Origin of the sequence: Thalassobaculum sp., assembly GCF_040219615.1 — a bacterium.
In the GTDB taxonomy this organism is placed as follows: domain Bacteria; phylum Pseudomonadota; class Alphaproteobacteria; order Thalassobaculales; family Thalassobaculaceae; genus Thalassobaculum_A.
Genome location: NZ_JAVJSE010000029.1, coordinates 69,747 through 89,848, shown reverse-complemented (window position 1 = coordinate 89,848; position 20,102 = coordinate 69,747). Strand labels below are relative to the sequence as shown.

The 20,102-nt window shown below is 72.2% G+C and carries 8 protein-coding genes; 4 read left to right on the top strand and 4 right to left on the bottom strand.

Translation table 11 applies throughout. The features are described 5' to 3' along the window. Positions 1-77: 77 nt before the first annotated feature. From RIC31_RS15460 to RIC31_RS15445, 4 genes are all read right to left on the bottom strand, one after another. On the bottom strand, positions 78-10,616 hold the full coding sequence (locus RIC31_RS15460) for a non-ribosomal peptide synthetase (protein WP_350109372.1): 10,539 nt from the start codon (positions 10,614-10,616) through the stop codon (positions 78-80). 25 nt (positions 10,617-10,641) lie between these two features. Then, the gene (locus RIC31_RS15455; RefSeq protein WP_350109369.1) at positions 10,642-11,823 is read right to left on the bottom strand and encodes a cytochrome P450; all 1,182 of its coding nucleotides are present in this window, start codon (positions 11,821-11,823) and stop codon (positions 10,642-10,644) included. Between the two features lie 12 nt (positions 11,824-11,835). Then, positions 11,836-12,729: a methyltransferase domain-containing protein gene (locus RIC31_RS15450; RefSeq protein ID WP_350109366.1), complete on the bottom strand. Its 894-nt coding sequence runs from the start codon at positions 12,727-12,729 to the stop codon at positions 11,836-11,838. Positions 12,730-12,813: 84 nt separating this feature from the next. Continuing rightward, positions 12,814-14,592: an ABC1 kinase family protein gene (locus RIC31_RS15445; RefSeq protein WP_350109363.1), complete on the bottom strand. Its 1,779-nt coding sequence runs from the start codon at positions 14,590-14,592 to the stop codon at positions 12,814-12,816. Positions 14,593-15,023: 431 nt separating this feature from the next. Here RIC31_RS15445 and RIC31_RS15440 point away from each other — a divergent pair, with 431 nt between their 5' ends. The 4 genes from RIC31_RS15440 to RIC31_RS15425 all read left to right on the top strand — a co-directional run bounded on the left by RIC31_RS15440 (position 15,024) and on the right by RIC31_RS15425 (position 20,074). Continuing rightward, positions 15,024-15,398 carry a DUF6312 domain-containing protein gene (locus RIC31_RS15440; RefSeq protein ID WP_350109360.1) on the top strand — a complete coding sequence of 125 codons (375 nt, stop codon included), beginning with the start codon at positions 15,024-15,026 and terminating at the stop codon, positions 15,396-15,398. 56 nt (positions 15,399-15,454) lie between these two features. After that, the gene (locus RIC31_RS15435) at positions 15,455-15,730 is read left to right on the top strand and encodes a DUF6200 domain-containing protein (RefSeq protein WP_350109357.1); all 276 of its coding nucleotides are present in this window, start codon (positions 15,455-15,457) and stop codon (positions 15,728-15,730) included. Positions 15,731-15,890: 160 nt separating this feature from the next. Further along, complete coding sequence (locus RIC31_RS15430) at positions 15,891-16,967, top strand: efflux RND transporter periplasmic adaptor subunit (protein WP_350109354.1); 1,077 nt, start codon at positions 15,891-15,893, stop codon at positions 16,965-16,967. Beyond that, entirely contained in the window at positions 16,967-20,074 is a 3,108-nt protein-coding gene (locus RIC31_RS15425) for an efflux RND transporter permease subunit (RefSeq protein ID WP_350109351.1), read from the top strand. The genes RIC31_RS15430 and RIC31_RS15425 overlap by 1 nt, the downstream gene beginning before the upstream one ends. The last annotated feature ends 28 nt before the right edge of the window (positions 20,075-20,102 follow it).

Sequence of the window (20,102 nt, the reverse complement as noted above, 5' to 3'; positions counted from 1 at the left end):
AGGCTGCGCCGGCGGTACAAGGCAGGTTCTTCAACCGCCATGTCCGCGCCACCCTTGGCCTCGCCGGCGTGTGCCGCTCAGCGTCCGGTCGCGGCACCTACCAGTTGCCCGACCAGCCGCGCCATCAACGGGAGGCCGTCGCCGTCCAGGATCGACAGGTGGTCGCCCGGCATGGTCCGGATCTCGAGCCGGCCCTGCACCAGCTCGGTCCAGCCGAGGCCGGGATCTTCCAGCGAGTCGCCCGGCTCGTGGTCCAGGAACTCCGGCGGAAAGCCGCCTTCGGTGCGGATCAGCGTGGCGTCGCCCGGGATCGGCGCGGGCCGGTAGGCGCCGAGCGCCCGCCAGTTGGCCTTGAACATCGCCACCATGCGGTCGACCGGCAGGGCCAGCGGGCCGAGCAGCCCGGCCCGGGTCACGGCGTCGACGATCCGGCGCATCCGCTCGGTCGCACCGAACCGCGCGAGGTCCTCGTAGGAACCGGGAAGCGCGTCGCCGTAGAGCGCGTACAGCGCCCGCGCCAGCGCCTCGTGCGCCACCGCGTCGGTCTGGAACGCGGCGAGGTCGGTGCGGGTGCGAACCGTGTCGCCGAGCAGCAGCAGCGGCACCGCCTCGCCGGCATCGCGCAGCCGCCGGGCGACCTCGATCGCCACGCAGCCGCCGAAGGAGTGGCCGCCGACCAGATACGGCCCGTGCGGCTGGATCCGGCGGATCGCGTCGAGCGCGTAGTCGGCCTGTGCCTCGATGCTGTCGATCGGCCGTTCGTCGCCGAGCAGGCCCGGCAGCTGCGCCGACACCAGGGCGACGTCGTCGGCCAGCGCCGCCGCCATGCCACGCAGGTAGAACGGCAGCGACATGATCCCGGGCATCATGAACAGCCGTGGCCGGGTGTCGTCGGGCCGGGGCTCGAGCACGACCATGGCATGGGTGCCGGCGCGGCCGTCGGCGATCGCGCGCGCCAGGCTACGGGCCGTCGGCTCCTCGAAGATCGCCTGCAGCGGCACGGTCCGGCCCAGCCGCTCGCTCAGCCGCCGCTGCAGCGCCACCATGGTCAGCGAAGTGGCGCCGAGCTCGAACAGCGAGCGGTCCGGCGGGCAGTCGTCCCGCTGCAGCAGTTCCGCGACCACCTCGGCGACTGTCGCCTCCAGGGCGTCGAGCGGACCGGCGCCGCCGTCCGGCTGCGGCTGCGTCCCGACCAGGCGCCGAAGCGCGCCGCGGTCGACCTTGCCGTTGGCCGACAGCGGCAGGCGGTCGATCGCCGTCAGGGACTGCGGAACCATGTAGGCCGGCAGCCGGTCGGCGAGATGGGCCCGCAGCCGCTCCTCGAACCCGTCGGCGACCTCGGGGACGGCCGGCGCGGCCGCCAGGATGACGTCCAGCCCCATGCGGTCGGTCAGGCTGCCCTCGGCGCGCGGGACCGCGACCGCGTCGAGTCCCGTGTCCGCGAGCAGCGCGAGCCAGGTGTCGCGGTCCAGCAGCGGATGGTCGGGCCGCAGGTCGCGGTCGGTCCGGGTGTCGAAGCCGGCCTGCAGGCCCATGTTCAGGTCGAACCACGGGAAGAACCGGGTCTGCTCGGACAGGACCAGCAGGCCGCCGGGCTTCAGGTGGCGGCGCAGGATCGCCAGCGTGCGCCGCACGTCGGCGGCGGCATGCAGGGCGCTGCTGGCGATCACCACGTCGAAGGCGTCGGGCGTGCCCTCGGGCTCGCGGTCGAAGTCGAGGACGTCGAACGCCACCCAGCCGCGGTCGCCGAAGCGCTCGCGCGCCCGGTTGACCATGTGCCGGCTGACGTCGGTGAAGCGGTAGCGGACCCGGCCGTCCGGCAGTGCCGGCGCGATCGCCTCCAGGGTGGTGCCGAGGCCGCCGCCGACCTCCAGCACCGTGATCGGTCGCTCCGCGGCCAGGGCCGTCACCGCCGCGGCGATCGTCGCGTTCGGCCCGGCGAACAGCGTTTCGTAGACCGCCGGCGTGGCGGCGGACAGGTAGATCGAGGAGGAGTGCCGGCGCTCGGTCAGGATGTCCGCCAGGCTGCCGGTCACCATGTCCAGAAGCCCCAGTGCCTCCGACCCGAAGCCGAGGCGGTTGACGCTGTCGACGCTCTCGAACGGCAGCGGCTCGGCGTCCCATCCCACCCGGGCGACCTCCGGCAGCATGCGGGCCAGCCAGGCGCGGTAGCGGGCAGCGACGCCGTGGTCGGCGATCAGCGCCTCGGCGGACGGCAATGCATCCGGGCCGGCGAGCCGGCGCAGGGCGGCGGCGGCGGCGGCGGCGGCATTGTCGGACAGCCGGTCGGACAGGGCGGCGTAGTCGTCGGCGGAGATCGCCACGGCGGTGGCCTCGGCGGCGGCCTGTGCGGCGGCCGCGACCGCCCGGTAGTCCGCGGCTTCCATGGTGCCGCCGCCTTCCGGCACCACGAAGGCGTGCAGGGACCTGGCGCGCCCGCCCTCGGTCGCGGTCACCGCGACAGCCTGGGCGACCTCCGGATGGGTCGCCAGGGTCGCCTCGATCTCGCCGAGCTCGATGCGGTGGCCCTGGATCTTGACCTGGAAGTCCTCGCGGCCGAGGAACTCGATCGGCGTCGACGCGTCGGGGGGCGACCCGGCATGGGGCCGGTACCGGCCGAGGTCGCCGGTCCGGTAGCGGCGCTCGCCGGTCGCCGGGTCGACCCGGAACCGCTCGTCGGTGCGCACCGTGTCGCGCCAGTAGCCGCGCGCCAGGCCCTGGCCGGAGATCTCGATCTCGCCGACCACCCAGTCCGGGCACGGCTCGCCGCGGTCGTTCACCACATGCAGCATGTGGCCGTCCAGCGGCGTGCCGTAGGGCACGCTCGGCCAGTCCGGGTCGGGTTCGCCGATCTCGTGGGCGTTCGACCAGATCGCCGCCTCGGTGGCACCGCCGAGCGCCACCAGCCGGGCGTCCGGCGCCTGGGCGCGCAGCCGCGGGATCAGGTCCAGCGGCACCCAGTCGCCGCTCATCATCACCAGCCGCAGCGCGTGGCCGGCCGGCAGGCCGTGCTCGACCTGCATCGCCATCAGCGCCGGCACGGTGTTCCACAGGGTCACCCGGTGCTCGACCAGCAGCCGGGCCCAGCGCTCCGGGTCGCGGCTGGCGGCCGGGTCCGGCAGCACCAGGGCGCCGCCGACGCTCAGCGGGCCGAAGATATCGTAGACTGACAGGTCGAAATTCAGCGCCGACAGCCCGATGGCGCGGTCGTCCGGCCCGACCTTCCAGCGCCGGTTGACCTCGCGCACGGTGGCCAGGGCCGCGCGGTGGTCGATCATCACCCCCTTCGGCTGGCCGGTAGAGCCGGAGGTGTAGATCACATAGGCCAGGCGGTCGGCGCCCTCGATCGGTGCCAGGCCGGGCAGCGGCTCGCCGCGCCGGGCCGCGCCAAGGGCGTCGTCGACGTCGTCGTCGTAGTCCAGCACCAGGGCCTCGCCCTGCTCGATCAGCAGGCGCCGGCGCTCGGCCGGCAGCGACGGGTCGATCGGCAGGTAGGCGGCCCCGGCCTTCAGGACCGCCAGGCAGGCGACGATCTGCCGCCAGCCCTTCGGGAAGCACACCGCCACCAGCCGGTCGCGGGCCGCCTCGGCGCCGCACAGCTGCTCCGAGATCGAGAAGGCCAGGTGGGTGGCGGCGCTGTCGAGCTGGCCGTAGGTCAGCGCCCGGTCCGGCGCGATCACGGCGACCCGGTCGGGTTCCCGCGCCGCCTGCTCCTCGAACGCCTGGTGCAGCAGGCCACTGGCGTCGACCGGTCGGAACGCGGCGCGCGGGGCGGCCGGCAGCGCGTCGCGGACCGGGCGGTCCCAGCCGTCGCCCTCGGCGAGGTCATGCAGCAGCCGGCCATAGGCTTCGACCATCGCCTCGACCATGCCGTCCGGGAACAGCCCGACCACGGTGTCCCAGTTGCACAGCAGGTTGCCGTCCTCCTCGGAGATCTGGTGGTCGATCCAGACCTGCGGGGTGGACGAGACGTTGTAGACGGTGGTGCCGAGCCGGTCCCAGCCGGTGGCGTCGGTCTCCTCGGCGTCCAGCGAGCCCGGCCGCCGGAAGCCGAGCGCGCTGGTGAACACCACCGGCACGTAACGGATGCCGCGGCCCGGCTCGCCGCCGCTGCGGCGGTTCATCTCGCGCAGCACATGGACGCCGCCGACCGCCGAATGCTCCAGGTCCTCCGACAGCCGGCGGGCGAGGCGGGCGGCGCGGTCCTGGAAGCGGGGCGCGCGGGCGTCGACCTCCAGCAGGATGGTCGAGGTGAAGTCGCCCAGCAGGGCCCCGATGTCCGGGTGGTGCTGCGGCCGGTTGAACGAGGTGACCGTCAGGCTGAAATGCGCCGACCGGCTCCACGCCGCCAGGGTGTCGGCATAGGCGGCCGCCAGCAGGGTCGAGAGCGTCAGGTTGCGGGACTGGGCCTGGCGCTTCAGCGCCTCGGCGGCCGCCTTCGGCACCACCACGCGGTGGCGCGCGAAGCTCGGCCGGTCCCGGGTCGCCGGGTCGCGTGCCAGCGGCAGGTCGGGGCCGCCCGGCAGGGTCGCCGCGCGCTCGCGCCAGTAGGCTTCGCTGGCTTTCCAGGCGGCGGTGTCGCGATAGGCCTGCTCCTCGAGCACGTAGTCGCGGAAGCTCAGGCCGATCTCCGGCAGGACCGTCTCGGGATCGTCGTACAGCCGGCCCCATTCCCGGCGCAGCGCGAAGATGCTGGCGGCGTCGAGCGCGATCAGGTCGAAGCCGGTGTGCAGGCGGACCCGGTCGTCCAGCACGGTCACCCGCACGTCGAACAGCGGCCAGACGTCCGGGTCGACCAGGCGCTGCGGCAGCTCGCGCCGCAACCGGTCCAGCGCCTCGTCGGCCGACTGTCCGCGCAGGTCCAGCACCTCGAAGCGGTAGTACGGGACCTCCGGCAGCACCCGCTGCAGCCCGTCCGGGCCGATCACCGCGCGCAGCATGTCGTGCCGCCGGATCAGCGCGTTGAAGGCCTGCTCGGCGCGCTCGACGTCGACCACCGAGGTGTCGAACTCGGTGTAGAGGTAGCAGCCGACATTGCCGAGCTCGACGTCGCTGCGCCGGCCCAGCCAGTAGGCCTGCTGCATCTCGGTCAGCGGGAACGGCGCGTGACGGTTCGCCGGGTCGGGCAGGATCACCCTCGCGGCGCCGGCGACCGGCGGGTCGGCATCGGCTGTGCCGCCGCCGGCGACGGTCTCGGCGATGCTCTCGATCGAGGCGCCCTCGATCAGGTCGCGGACCGACAGCGGCGCGCCGAGTTCCTTCTCGACACGGTTCTTGATCTCGACCGCCACCAGCGAGTCCAGGCCCATCTCGTACAGCGGCGCCCGCACGTCGACGGTGCCGGTCAGGCCCAGGATCTGCGCGACGATCGCCTCGACCCGGTCGCGGATCTCCTTGAACCGGGCGTGGCCGTCGTCCGGTCCCGCCGGAGCGTTGCCGGCGATCGCCTCGATCGAGGCGCCCTCGATCAGGTCGCGCACCGAGACCGGGATGCCGAGTTCCTTCTCGACCCGGTTCTTGATCTCGACCGCGACCAGCGAATCCAGGCCGAATTCATGCAGCGGCGCCCGGCGGTCGACGTGCTGGCCGGCCAGGCCGAGGATGTCGGAGACGATGCCGGCGACCCGGTCGACGGCGCCGGCGGCCGGCGCCGCGGCCGTCGGCGGGCTCGGGACGGTCACGGCGGCTGCCACCGGCTGCGGCGGCACCGGGGCTGCCGCGACCTCGGCGTAGAGCGAGGGTAGCGCGCCTTCGAAATTCGCCAGGAAAGCCGGCCAGTCGACCGACGGCAGGACCAGCAGCTGGGCCTGCGACGCCGCCAGGGCGCTGCCGAGCGCCGCCAGCCCGTCGGCCGGGACGATGCTGCCGAGGCCGAGCTGGTCGGCCTGCTCGTCGAATCCCATGCGGGCGGCGGCGCCGATCTCGCGCCACACCCCCCAGTCGAGGCTGAGCGCCGGCAGCCCGTCGGCCCGCCGGGCATGGGCGAGGCCGTCGAGGAAGCTGCTGGCGAAGGCGTGGTTGGACTGCCGGGCCGAGCCGAGCACCCCGGCGGCCGAGGCGAACAGCACGAAGTGGCGGACCGGCCGGCCGCGCCCGGCCAGCGCGCGGGTCGCGCGGTCGAGGGCGACGGCACCGCCGATCTTGGCGTGCAGCACCCGGGCGATCGTGCCTTCGCTCTGGGCCGCGACCGGCGCGTTGGCCAGGCTGCCGGCGGCGTGTATCACGCCCTCGACGTCGCCGAGGCCGTCGAGGATGCGGTCGATAAGCTCGGCGTCGGCGGCGTCGCCCTGGTGGACGTCGACCGGAATGCCGAGATCCGCGACGGTCTCCGGCGGGTTGCGGCCCAGCAGGGCGATACGGCCGGCCCCCTGCACGGCGAGCCAGCGGGCGACCGCCAGGCCGAGCCCGCCGAAGCCGCCGGTGATCAGCCAGGTGCCCCCGATCTTCGCCGGGCCGCGCGGCGCCGCGGCCGGGGCGATGCGGAGCACCCGGCGGCGGCCGTCGATCCAGCGAACCTCGTCGTCGCCGCGGTCGGCCAGCAGTTCCCCGGCCAGGGTCGCAGCATCCGGCGGATCCAGCAGCAGGCGCGGGGCCAGGGCCGGCTCCTCCATCGCCAGGGTTCGCACGAAGCCGGACAGCCCGGCATGGCCCGGCGCGCCGGAGGCGACCAGGGTCAGGCGCTGCGGCACCGCGCTGTCGGCCGCCTCCCTCGCCAGGGCGACCAGATCACGCAGCAGTGCCGTCTGCGCCGCCTCGTCGGCGGCGGCCGGCGGCACCACGTGGACCCGGTGGTCGGCCAGCGACGGATAGGCGATGGTCTCGCCGGCGGCCGCCAGCGCCTCGCCCAGGTCGCCGCACTGCCCCGGATCGCCGGTCAGGGCCCAGGACCCGATGCCGGCGCCGGTGGCCGCCATCGGCTCCGGCGGCCGGCGGGCCAGGATGACGTCGCTGCCCGCGACCGGGCCGGGCTCGAATCCGGCCTCGGCCAGCGCCGCCTGCCAGCCGTCCGGCGACAGCAGCGGGTGGTCGGGCCGGCGGTCGCTGTCCTCGAACCGCCACCAGCCCTCGGTCAGGCCGAAGATGATGTCGACCCAGCGCCGCGGGCTCGAGCTCTCGACCAGCATCAGCACCCCGCCCGGGGCCAGCAGGCCGCGGATATGCGCCAGGCTGCGGCCGATGTCGCGGGTGGCGTGCAGCACGTTGGCGGCCAGCACGATGTCGGCCTCGCCGGCGGCGAAGCCCTGGTCGGCCGGGTCGGCCTCGATGTCGAGGATCCGGGTGGCGATCGCCTCGGCGCCGAAGCGGTCGCGGGCGGCCGACAGGAAGCCGGCCGACAGGTCGGTGAAGGTGTAGGCCCGCGGCGAGTCGCCCAGCCCGTCCAGCACCGCCCCGGTGGCGCCGCCGGTGCCGGCGCCGACCTCCAGCACGCGCAGCGGCCGGCCGGGCGGCGTGGCCCCGGCCAGCGCCGCGGCGGCGGACTGCAGCAGGCCGTTGACCGTGCGGGCATAGCCGGAGTCCGCATAGAATGCCCCGGCGCCGGCGTCGTCGGCCGGGAACAGCAGGGTCAGCGGGTCGACCTCGCCGGCCAGCACCCCGGCCAGGGCGGCGCCGCAGCGGCGCAGCACCGCGATCTCGCCGGCCATCTGCGGGAACCGCGCCTCGACCGCGGCGGCGGCCGGCTCGGGATCGGCCTCCGGCGGCGCCTCCAGGACGGTCCAGCGCCGGCCGTGGGCTTCGAGGATGCCGTCCTGGCGCAGCATCTCCAGCATCCGGCGGAACAGCCGGTGATGGCGTTCGGCGATCCCCAGGCTCTCGGCGAGCGCGCCGAACCCGAACTGCCGGCCGGCCTCCAGCCGCAGGCCGCGATGGCGCAGCGCGACCAGCACGTACTGCGTGGCGACCCGCTCCAGCGCCTCGCCGGCCTCGGCGTAGGCCGCCATGCCGTTGGTCTCGGCCAGGCGCTCGCCGTCGGCGGTCAGCGCAGCCACCAGGTCGCCGAGCGCCGGGAAGAAGGCCGGCGGCCCGCCAGCGTCGGCGGCGGCCTCCGCCCAGACCGGCTCATACAGCCCGGATGCCCGGGACGGGGCGGCCCGCTCGAACACCAGGTCGGAGACCAGCAGGCAGACCCCGTCGGCGTCGCCCAGGGTCACCCGGGCGGTCACCCGGTCGCCGCGCCGGGCGGCGATGGCGGTCGCGGTCAACGGGCCGGACGGCGGGCGGATCAGGCTGACCCGGCCGACCCGGCTCGGCACCAGCAGGGCGTCGTCGACCTCCGGCAGGGCTGCGGCGACCAGGGTCAGCGCGGCGTCGAGGGCGACCGGATGCACGCCGAACGACCCCGGGGCCAGGGCGTCGATCACGCCGGTCGCCACGCCCTCGCCGTGGCGGACCGAGCGTAGCAGCCGGAACGCCGGGCCGTGCCGGACCCCCAGGCGTTCCATGGCGGCGTAGACCGCCTCCGGGGCGATCGTGGTTCCCGGTTCCGGGGTCGGCGCGAACTGCGGTGCGACCGCCGGCTCCAGGCGGCCGGTGGCGTGCACGGTGGCGGCGTCGGAATCCGGCTGGAAGCCGACGATGCGCAGCGCCCCGTCGGCCCCGACGATGGTCTGCAGGTGGCGCGAGGTGCCGTCGGGCATTCGCAGCGGGGCGGGAAGGCGCAGGTCGACCAGATCGTGACCCGGCCGCGCCGCCAGGGCGATCTCCGCGAAGGCCGCGGCCGGCATGACCGGCACCCCGTCGACCACATGGTCGGCGAGGAAGCCGAGGCCGGGCCGGCGGGTGTCGACCGTCGCCTCCCAGCGCGCCTCGGTCGACAGCGGCAGCGACAGCCTGCGGCCGAGCAGCGGGTGGGTGCCGGCCGGGGCGTCCGGCTCCGGTTCCGGCGCAGGCTGGGGCTCCGGGGCCGGGCCGGGCGCGCTGTCGACCCAGTAGCGGGTGTTCTCGAAGGCGTAGGTCGGCAGCGCCACCCGCCGGCCGTGGGTCTCCGGCAGTACCGGGTGCGGATCGTTGCTCGGGGTGGCGTTGGCGAGGTCCTCCGGACGCTCGACGCAGATCCACCAGGGCAGGCGGGCCCGGCCGACCGCGGCGGTATGGCAGATGTCGGCGAAATCCTCGTCGGTCTCGGCCAGGAACCGCCGGTAGCGGGCGGTCAGCTCGGCCAGCGCTTCCGGGGTGCGGGCCGAGATCAGCAGCCGGGGCGCGGTGGTGTTCGCGGCGGCGGGCTCGGTCCCGGACGGCAGTTCCATGGGCCGGGGCGGCGCCTCCAGCACCACATGGACGTTGGTGCCGCTGAACCCGAAGGAACTGACCCCGACCCGTTCCAGTCGCGTCTCGAGGCGGCCGGTCGGCACCCGGAAGTCGGCGCCGCCGAGGTCGATATGCGGGTTCAAGCGGGTGAAGTGCAGGCTGGGCGGCACCACCTGCCGGCGCAGCATCATCACCGCCTTGATGATGCCGGCGACCCCGGCGGCGGCCTCGGTGTGGCCGATGTTGGTCTTGATCGAGCCGACGTAGAGCGGCCGGTCGCGGTCGCCGTACGCCGCCTTCAGCGCGTGCATCTCGATCGGGTCGCCGAGCGCGGTCCCGGTGCCGTGCGCCTCGATGGCGTCGACCGCGCCGGGCTCCAGCCGGGCGTCGGCCAGGGCCTGGCGGATCACCGCCTCCTGGGCCAGGCCGTTCGGCGCGGTCAGCCCGGCACTGCGGCCGTCCTGATTGACGGCGGAGCCGCGGATCACCGACAGCACCCGGTCGCCGTCGGCGAGCGCGTCGGACAGCCGCTTCAGCACCACCACGCCGCAGCCCTCGCCCCGGACATAGCCGTCGGCGTCGGCGTCGAAGGTCTTGCAGGCGCCGTCCGGCGACAGCATCCGGCCCTGGCAGAAGTTGATGGTGATGTCCGGCGCCAGCATCAGGTTGACGCCCGCCACCAGCGCCAGGCCGCACTCGCGGTTGCGCAGCGCCTTGACCGCCAGGTGGGTGGCGACCAGCGACGACGAGCAGGCGGTGTCGACCGCCATGCACGGGCCCTGGAGGCCGAAGCTGTAGGACAGCCGCCCGGACGCCACGCTGGCGGCGTTGCCGGCGCCGGCGGTAGCGTTGCTGCCGGAGCCGTGGGCGGTGCGGCTGAGCAGCGCCGAGTAGTCGTTGGTGCTGATGCCGAGGAACACGCCGGTGCGGCTGCCGACCAGCGACGGCGGCGGGATGCCGGCATCCTCCAGCGCTTCCCACGCGACCTCCAGCAGCAGGCGCTGCTGCGGGTCGATGCCGACCGCCTCGCGCGGGGAGATCCGGAAGAACAGCGGGTCGAAGCGGTCGACCCCGTCGATGAAGCAGCTCTTGCGGACATACATCTTGCCCGGCACGCCCGGCGTCGGGTCGTAGACCGCGTCCAGGTCCCAGCGGTCCCGCGGGACCTCGCGGCTGCCGTCGCGGCCGTCCTCCAGCGCCCGCCACAGGGCGTCCGGATCGTCGCCGCCGGCGGCGTACCGGCAGCCCATGCCGACCACGGCGATCGGTGCCGAGGCCGCCTGCTCCAACTCGGCAATCCGGGCGCGCTGCGCCTTCAGCGCGACGGCTGCCTTCTGCAGCGGCGTCATCTGGACGGTCTGGTCGTTCATCGCGGCGGCTCTGCCGACCTTCTGGTCATTGCGGTTCCACGATCAATGGTAGCTGATTCCAGCCGAGACTTCCCGCCCCGTAACCCACGATCGGGCTCGGCGGACGATTCGGGTCCGGCAGGATCGTCCGGGTGCGCTTCAACAATACCGCGAAAGCGATGCGCGCCTCGAGCCGGGTGAGCGAGGCGCCGGGGCAGACGTGAATGCCGGTTCCGAAGCCCAGGTGCCGCCGGTTGTCGCGCTCGATGCGGAATCCCTCCGGGTCGTCCCAGGCGTTGTCGTCGCGGTTGGCCGAGCCCGGCAGCAGCATGACCGAGGACTCCGCCGGGATCGTGGTGCCGGCGATCTCGACGTCCCGCGTGGTGCGGCGCATCAGCCGCTGCAGCGGCGGCCTGGTGCGCGCCAGCTCCTCGACGAAGCCGGCGATCAGCGCCGGGTCGGCCCGCAGCCGCGCCGAGAGGTCGGGGTCGCGGGCCAGGATGTGGGCGCCGTTGGCCAGCAGGTTGGCGGTGGTCTCGTGGCCGGCGATCAGCAGCAGTGCGCACAGGTGGCGCAGCTCGCCGTGGTCGACCACGCCGCGCGCCTCTTCGGCCACCAGGGCGGAGATGATGTTGTCCTTCGGCGACGCCCGGTGCAGGGCGATCGCCTCGTCCAGGATCTCCATCAGCCGGGCCAGCCCGGCCTCGGCTTCGGCCCGCAGCTCGGCGCTGCCCATGCCGGTGGCGGCGAAGCTGGCCAGCAGGGCGTCGCGGGCATACCGGTTCATGCGGGCCCGGTGCTTCAGCGGCACCCCCAGCATCTCGCAGATCACCGTGACCGGCAGCGGGTTCGCGAAGGCCTGCACGAACTCGCAGGGGCCGGCCAGCCCCGAGACCAGGTCCTCGGCGACCGCCTCGATGCGGGTCGCCAGGTGCTGGATGTTGCGCGGCGTGAAGGCGCGGTTGACGGTCTGCCGCAGCCGGGTGTGGTCCGGCGGGTCCTTCATTACCATCGACATCAGCGGCACCTTCATGCCGAGGTCGGAGGAGAAGGTCCGGTGGTCGTGCAGCGCCTGCTCGATGTCGGCATGGCGCGACAGCACCCACAGCGGCGCACCGGGCACCCGGTAGACCGGCGCATGCTCGCGCAGCCAGCGGTAGGTCGGATAGGGATCGGCATGGACCCCGGGGTCCATGAGGTCGAAGCCGGTGATGCCTGCGGTATCCACGGCGGCCGTCCGTCAGGCCGGCTTTTCGGCGCTGACCAGCACGTAGTCGTAGGCCGAGTAGACCCGGTCGGCATCGAAGTGCAGGGTCATCTTGTAGGGGAACCGCGCCAGCGGGTGAAACCGGGCGAGCATCCGCGGGTCGCGCTTCATGTAGGCGTGCAGCCCGGGGTAGACGTGATGGCGGATCGACTCGATCCGGACGTCCCGGAACCCGGCGCCCTCCAGCTTGCCGCGGTAGCCGTCGTGGCTGTCCGCATTGGCCGCCGGCACCGAGTATTTCTTCGAGAAGGTGTTCCAGTTCATCCGCTGGATCCGGCGCCCGAGGCCGGGCGGGAGCGGCGCGTTCGGCACGACGTCGGCGAGCACCAGCCGGCCACCGGGGCGCAGCACCCGGAAGGCCTCGTGGAAGAAGCGCTCGCGGGTGTCGAAATGGAAGGCGCATTCCAGACCGACCACCTTGTCGACCGACGCCGGCTCGAGCGGCATGTCGGTCGCGGACGCCTCCAGCAGTTCGATGCGGTCCGCCAGCCCGCGCTCCCGGACGCGCCGGCGGGCGGTCTCGACCTGCGACGGGGTGATGTTGAGGCCGACGATGCGCTTCACACCGAAGCTCTCGGCCCAGAACATGTCCTGGTCGCCGAACCCGAAGCCGACGTCCAGCACCGTGTCCTCGGGCCGGAACCCGGCGCTCTCGGCCAGCAGCCGGGCCATGCCCTCGCAGGCCTCGTCGATGGTGTCGGCGTCCTTCCAGTAGCCGAGGTTCAGGTAGAGGCCGTCGTTGCTGAAGGCGTTGGTCGAGACCAGTTCGTAGATGTCCCTGGCGGACATCGCCCCGAACGGCCAGTAGAACCAGCGCAGGTAGCCCCATGTCTCCCTGAGGCGGCTGGCCGTAGACCCGGCGGTCATGCGCTGGCGCTCCTCGCTGGCGAATGCCGATCGCCCGTTACCATAGCGACCGGTGACCGGGCGGCGCCACTGTCGATTGCGGCATCAGGGCCGGTTCTCCAGCCGCCGGACGATCTTCTTGAAGGCGAAGTTCGCCGCGATCAGCACCGTCAGGATGACCCACCACCACTCGTAGGGAACGCCTTCGAGCTGCTTGGCGAACCGGTCGAGGAAGATCGGCTCGTGTTCGGGTACGAGGCTGTCGTGGTGCAGGATCACAAAGGAAACCAGCCCGGCGGAGAATGCCAGCGTGAGCATCAGCCGGACGAACCGCAGGAAGGTGGTGATCGCCCGGACGATGCGTTCCGACGTGCTGCCGATGATGGTGCTGTACAGTTGCTGCCGTCGGACCAGCTGCTCCAGCGCCGCGTTGTACTCGTCGACCCGGGACGCGACCCGGCCGACCGTCGACACCACCCCGCGCAGCACCCGCCGCGGCGCCATGTGCCGGCGCCTCGACGCCTCGAAATAGCCGCTGAACAGCTCGATGTAGTTGGCGTTGGGGATCAGGTAGCTGAGCGACGCGTCCATGGTCGTCCAGGTCCGGTTGATCCGCATGAAGGCCCAGCTCAGGGTCACCCGGTAGCGCGTCATGATCCGGCCGGCCTCGGCACCGGCGGCGCCCAGCGAGCGCTCGTGGTACCCGACCCCGGTCAGGTGCGTGCGCCCTTCCCAGTCGCGGTAGGTCCGCACCAGGTCGCGGCGCAGGTTCTTGACGTCGCCGAGCGACGGCGGCGCGATCGCCAGCCGCAGCATGACCTCCGCGGCCTTGCCGAAGTCCTTCTGGGCCATGGCCTGCAGGCTGACCTTGTAGTTCGCCAGCATCTCGCGCTCGCAGAAGCCGATGGTGCCGAAGTCGATCAGCACGAACCTGCTGTCGCGCAGCAGGATGATGTTCCCGGGATGGACGTCGGCGTGGAACAGGTTGTCCTCGAGGATCTGGCGCAGCACCGAGCGGAACAGTCGCTTGCCGACCTTCTCCGGATCGACGTTGTTGACCCGGCACCAGTGCTCGACCCGCTTCGGATCGTTCTGGCCGATCCGGATGAAGTCCGACATCAGCACGCCGTCGATGAACTCGGTCACCAGCACCAGCCGGTTGGAGACCGACCGGAACACCCGAGGGACGTAGACGTTGTGGTCCTTGAGGCTCTTGCGCATCCGCTTGGTGTTGGCGGCCTCGAAGCGGAAGTCGAGCTCCTCGCGGACCATCTGCTCGAGTTCCCAGAGGGCGTCGTCGAGATGCAGGTGCTCGCCGATGCCGAGGAAGTCGATGATCCCGATCAGCCGCTTGATGTGCCTGAGGTCGCGCAGGAAGGAGCGTTCGGCGGTCGGTCGCCGCACCTTGACCGCCACCACCACGTTCGGTTCCCGGAGCAGGGCGAGGTGGACCTGGCTGATCGAGGCGGCGGCGATCGGCTCCTCCGAGAAGTACTGGAAGATCGAATCGAGTTCGGCGCCGTAGACCTGTCGGAGGATGTCCTCGACCAGCGGCAGCGGGAAGCCGATGGCCTGATGCTGGAGCCTCGCGAGTTCCCGGCAGGTCGGCTCGGAGAACACGTCGGTGCGCAGCGAGGCCAACTGGCCGATCTTGATCCACAGCCCGCCGAGATTCTCGAACACCTGGCGCAGCCGGACCGCCTCGGCATCCGGATCGCTGCGCCCGGCCAGTTTCTTGAACCAGCAGCCCAGGATGTGGCCGCCGAAGCTCCCGAGCACCCGGGCGAACGCGAACCGGGGTTCCGGGTCCGGCTCGCGGATTTCGACCGGCTGGCGCTCCTTCGCCCGTTCGAGGAGCGTCGGCAGCAGGGTCTCATCGAGCATGGGCTGGGCCGCCGTCGGCCGGTCGGGGGCAGGTCGTCCGGCCAAGCATGCCGGGTCGCGGTCGGCGCGTCATCGCGATCGCTCATTTCGTGTAGTCAGGCAGTATCGACGCCGCCCGATGTCGCCCGGCGTCGCCGTCGGCCCGGTTCGGCCGGCCGGCGACGATTCGGTGGCCATAGTGACCTGTCAGGATTGACGGTTGCAAGCATCGCCGGCGCAATTCACGTCGACGGGACGGCGGGTTCATGGTTCCATGTCGTGCAGGAAACCGACGTCCCGCGGCGCCTTTCCGACGCAGTGGTGGCCGTCGGTCGACGGGATGCCGTTGCAGCGAGACGTTGTGATCGCGGCCGTGGCTTCCCGGCCCGGTTGGCGCTATGCTTCGACCGGACTGGCAGGGCGTGGACGGCGGCAAGAGGAGGCACGGCGCCATGAGTCTGAGGCTTAGCGACGATATTGAGCGGATCGTGGTGATCCGGCGTGATGCGGCCGGGCGGCGTCGCTCCCGCGAGGTCTATGTGTCCGACGATGACGACGTGCTGGACGACATCGGCATGAAGTTCGTCGCGATCGAGCCCACCGGCCGGGCGTGGCGCGGTGTGCTGACCGAGGAACTCGGGCCGCGCAAGAAGCAGTCCAAGTGGCTGCGTCCGCTGGAGCGGCGGGTCCGCAAATACGCCCGCCGGCGCTCCCGTGCGCTGTCGATGTACCTGGCGCTGCATGACCACTCGAACCGGGAGAAGCGCAACGGCTGGATCCGCGATCTCGGCCGCAATCTTCGCAAGGTCATCCGGAAGTCGAAGTGAACGCTTGAGACCGTCCGCCGGCCCAGCCGGGGCGCAATCACGGAAAGGATCGGGCAATGAGTGCTGCCACCGCCGCGACCGCGGAAGCCAAGAAACCCGCCGACGAGCCGGAATCCGGGATCGTCTGCGTCCTCGACCTCGGCGAGCATCGGCGCAAGCGCGTCAAGAAGCTCCGCAAGGGCGAGGGTCGCCTGATGGAGAAGGTCGAGGATGCCGTCGCCAGCCTGCAGGAGCAGGGCGTGCTGAATGCCGACGCGCAGACCGTCGTCGTCGTGGTGCGGGAGGAGTGGAGCCTCCGCGGCATGATGGACGACGATGACGACGACGACTGAGTGGTTCTTGCCGGCCGTCGCCGGCTGACCAGCCTGGGGGACACCGGAGGGGCAGGTCGCAAGGCGGCAGCACCGGCCGGGACGGCGTCGTCGATTGAGTTCGCGATCCAGGGGACGCCGTGCGACGATCCTGCGGCAAATGCTTGCCGGCACGGAGAACATGCGAAGCAGGCTGATCGGGATCGTGGTTTCGCTGGCGGCCGTGGCGGCTGCTGGAGCCGGCGTGTTCTGGTACGAGACGGTCGGCCGCAGGCAGTCGGCCACCACCGACACGGCATCGGTCGCGATCGCCGTGGCGACGGCACCGGTCGCCATCGGGACGGCGGTCGACCGGCTGATAGCCGTCGGCACCCTGTATGCGCAGTACAAGGTCGACGTGACGCCGCCGGAGACCGGTCACATCGTGGCCCTGCCGGCGCAGGAGGGCGGCAGGGTCGCGGAGGGTGACGTCCTGCTGGTCCTGGACTCGACCATCGAGAAGGCCGCCCTGGAGGACGCCAGGGCCCAGCTCCAGTTCGAGACCGAGAAGTTCAATCGCGCCAAGGCCCTGTCGGGACGCGGCATCGTGGCCCAGTCGCAGTTGGACGAGGCCAGGGCCGGGGTCGCCGCCGCTCGCTCGACGGTCGCCCGCAGCGAGGTGGAGGTCGAGCACCGGACCTTCACGGCGCCGTTCGGCGGCCGGGTCGGGCGCACCGGCTACGATGTCGGCTCCTATGTGCAGCCGGGCGACGTGGTGATGACGCTGCTGTCGACCGAGGTCCTGTACGTGGACTTCCATCTTCCCGGCAGTGTCGTCGAACAGGTCCGGACTGGTTCCGTGTTCACGGCCAAGATCGACGGCGTGGCCGAACCGGCCGAGGGCGTGGTGTCGTTCATCGACCCGGAACTCGACGAGGCGTCCCGCAGCATGGAGCTGCGCGGCGAGATCCCGAACGCCGGCGACGTGCTGCGCCCGGGCATGTTCGCGCGCCTCACCCTGACCCTGGCAGAGCGGCCGGGCGCCCTGCTGGTGCCGAAGGAGGCGCTGGTCTACGAACTGACCGGGAACTACGTCTACCGGATCAAGGACGGCAAGGCCGAGCGGGTGGCGGTCGAACTCGGCACCGAGAACGGCGACATGATCGAGATCCGCGCCGGCCTGGCCGCCGGCGACGCGGTTGTGACCCGCGGGCGGTTCAACATCCGCAGCGGCTCGGCCGTCCGGGTGGTCGAGGGCGGCACGCCGGGTAAGAGCTGATGCAGCTCTCCGACTTCTTCATCCGCCGCCCGGTATTCGCGATCATCCTGAACGCCCTGCTGGCCGTGCTCGGGTTGTATGCGCTCACCCAGCTGTCGGTCCGCGAACTGCCGCAGTTCGAGGTGCCGCTGGCCACGGTCACGACCTCCTATCCGGGTGCCGCCTCCGAGGAAGTGGAGGTCGAGATCACCACCCGGATCGAGGATGCCGTGTCCTCGATCGACGCGGTCGACTACTTCAGTTCGGTCAGCGCGTCCGGGCTCAGCACCGTCACGGTGACCTTCAAGGGCGACGTGCAGGCGTCGGCCGCGGTCGCCGAGGTGCGCGCCCAGGTGGCGGCGATCGCCGACCAACTGCCGACCGAAGCCCTGTCGCCGGTGGTCACGCAGCTCAGCGTCGATGCCGCGCCGATCCTCTACCTGTCGCTCACCGGCACCGGCCGCTCGGCCATGGAACTGACCGAGGTGATGGACTCGGTGATCCGCACACCGCTGTCGACCCTGCCCGGGGTGGCATCGGTGATGCTGCTCGGCGAGCGCAAATACGCCATGCACATCAAGCTCGACCCGATCCGGATGGACGCCTACGGGCTGACGCCCGAGGCGGTCCGTTCGGCGGTGATCCGGCAGAGCGCGGTCGTGCCGGCCGGCAGCGTCGAGGAGGCCGGCCTGCGGATCGACGTGATCGCCGACACCGCGCTCGCCACGGCCGACGCCTTCCGCCGGATCGTGCTGCGGTCGTCCGATCACTACCTGGTGCGCGTGGAGGACATCGCCACGGTGACGGTGGAGGCCGACGACATCCGCACCGGCGTGCTGATCGACGGCAAGCCGGGACTGGCGGTCGGCGTGCTGCGGCAGTCGGGCGCGAACGCGCTGGCCGTCTCGGACGCCGTCATGAAGGCATTGCCGGAGGTCCGGCAGTCGCTGCCGGGCGACGTCTCCATCGAGCCGTTCTTCGACAGCACCGAGTCGATCAGGCAGTCGGTCGACGAGGTGTTCGCCACCCTGCGCGACGCGGTCGGCCTGGTGATCGTGGTGGTGGTGCTGTTCCTGGGCTCGTGGCGGGCCTCGGCGGTCACCGTGGTCACCATCCCGCTGTCCCTGATCGGCACGCTCGCCTTCATGATGGTGATGGGCTACAGCCTGAACATCTTCTCGCTGCTGGCGATCGTGCTGTCGGTCGGGCTGGTGGTCGACGACGCGATTGTCGACGTCGAGAATGTCCAGCGTCACATCGGCCGCGGCCTCGACCCGATCACCGCCGCCTTCGTCGGCAGCCGCGAGATCGGCTTCGCGGTGGTCGCGACCACGCTCACCCTCGCCTCGGTCTACCTTCCGATCGGCTTCCTGCCGGGGCTGATGGGCGCCCTGTTCCAGGAGTTCGCCTTCACGCTGGCGGCGGCCGTGGTGCTGTCCGGCTTCATCTCGCGCACCCTGTCGCCGATGATGTGCTCGCGCATCCTGATGCCGGACAAGCCGCGGCCTGCCGGCCGGCGTCGCCGCCCGATGACGGTGCTCGAGGACGGCTACCGGCGCATCCTGAACGGGGCGCTGGCCCAGCGCTGGGTGGTCTATGTGGTGTTCGTGGCGGTCGGTGCAGTCGCCGTGGCGGCAGCCCGCACCCTGCCGTCGGAGCTGGCCCCGACCGAGGACCAGGGCTACGTGATGGCGACCTTCTCGGGCGCGCCCGGGTCGGCCTATTCGACCCTGGAGGCGAACGGCCAGGCGATCGCCGCGGTCTACGACACGGTGCCGGAACGGGCCGGCACGCTGATCCTGCTCGGCAGTCCCGACTCCAGGTCCGGCTACGCGATCCTGTTGCTGAAGCCGCTCGCCGAGCGCAGCCGGTCGGCGGCCGAGATCGGGGCCGCCATCGAGCCGGCGCTGCGGGTCCTGCCCGGCATCGACATCAGCGTCGTCGATCCCGGCGTGCTGTCGGGCGGCGGTCAGCTGCCGGTGCAGATGGTGATCAAGTCGACCGGCGACTACCCGGCGCTCGCGGCGGTGATGGACGACGTGCTGGCGGCGGCGGCGAGCGTGACCGGGGTGTCGGGCCCGACCAGCAACCTGCGGCTCACCACCCCGCGGCTGTCGGTCGAGATCGACCGCGACCTGGCCGGCGACCTCGGGGTCGACGTGACCGCGCTGGCGAACACGGTGGCGGCCGCGCTCGGTGACTACCGGGTCTCGACCTTCACCTATGGTACCCGGAACTACAACGTGATCGTCGAGCTCGACGACCGGGTGGTCAGCCAGGAGGAAGGCATCGGCCTGGTGGAGGTGGCGGACGACAAGGGCGGGCTGATCCCGCTGCGCCGGCTGGTGACCCTGTCGCACGACGTCGGCGCCGACCAGCTGGCGCATTTCGACGGCCAGCGCTCGGCGACGCTGTCCGCGGCAGTGACGGCGGGTGCCTCGCTCGGCACCGTGCTGGCCGAGCTGGAACCGGCGGTCCGCAAGGTGCTGCCGGCCGGCTACACGATCGACTGGACCGGGCCGTCGCGCCAGCTCAAGGACGCCGACGCCACCGCCGGCCTGGTGTTCCTGCTGTCCTTCCTGTTCATCTACGGCTTCCTGGCCGCCCAGTTCGAGAGCTTCCGCGACCCGTTCATCGTGCTGCTGGTGGTGCCGTTCTCGGTGCTCGGCAGCCTGTTCGGCCTGGTCGAGGCCGGCGGCAGCCTGAACCTTTACAGCGGCATCGGCCTGATCACCCTGGTCGGGCTGGTCGCCAAGCAGGGCATCCTGGTGACCGAGTTCGCCAATCAGCTGCGCGACGAGGGCCGGAGCATCCGCGAGGCGGCGATGGAAGCCTCGGTCACCCGGCTGCGGCCGATCCTGATGACCACGGTGTCGATGATCGTCGGCGCCCTGCCGCTGATCTACAACGTCGGCTCGGGCTCGAACGGCCGCCTGCAGATCGGCGTGGTGCTGATCGGCGGCCTGATCGTCGGCACCCTGCTGTCGCTGTTCGTGGTGCCGGCCACCTACACCCTCGCCACCCGCAAGGTCCGTAGGCCGCTGGTCGAGGCGCCGAGCGACGCCGAGGCCCGGCGCCTGCTGCACGGCTCGTTGGATCCGGCCGGCGGCGGGACCGCCAAGGCCTGATCCGGCGCGCAGCGGCTTGCGCGGCGCC

Excerpts from the sequence above, each read along its gene's own strand:
- RIC31_RS15445 (WP_350109363.1), bottom strand. The coding sequence starts at position 14,592 with ATGCTCGATGAGACCCTGCTGCCGACGCTCCTCGAACGGGCGAAGGAG.
- RIC31_RS15425 (WP_350109351.1), top strand. The coding sequence starts at position 16,967 with ATGCAGCTCTCCGACTTCTTCATCCGCCGCCCGGTATTCGCGATCATC.
- RIC31_RS15440 (WP_350109360.1), top strand. The coding sequence starts at position 15,024 with ATGAGTCTGAGGCTTAGCGACGATATTGAGCGGATCGTGGTGATCCGG.
- RIC31_RS15435 (WP_350109357.1), top strand. The coding sequence starts at position 15,455 with ATGAGTGCTGCCACCGCCGCGACCGCGGAAGCCAAGAAACCCGCCGAC.
- RIC31_RS15430 (WP_350109354.1), top strand. The coding sequence starts at position 15,891 with ATGCGAAGCAGGCTGATCGGGATCGTGGTTTCGCTGGCGGCCGTGGCG.
- RIC31_RS15460 (WP_350109372.1), bottom strand. The coding sequence starts at position 10,616 with ATGAACGACCAGACCGTCCAGATGACGCCGCTGCAGAAGGCAGCCGTC.
- RIC31_RS15450 (WP_350109366.1), bottom strand. The coding sequence starts at position 12,729 with ATGACCGCCGGGTCTACGGCCAGCCGCCTCAGGGAGACATGGGGCTAC.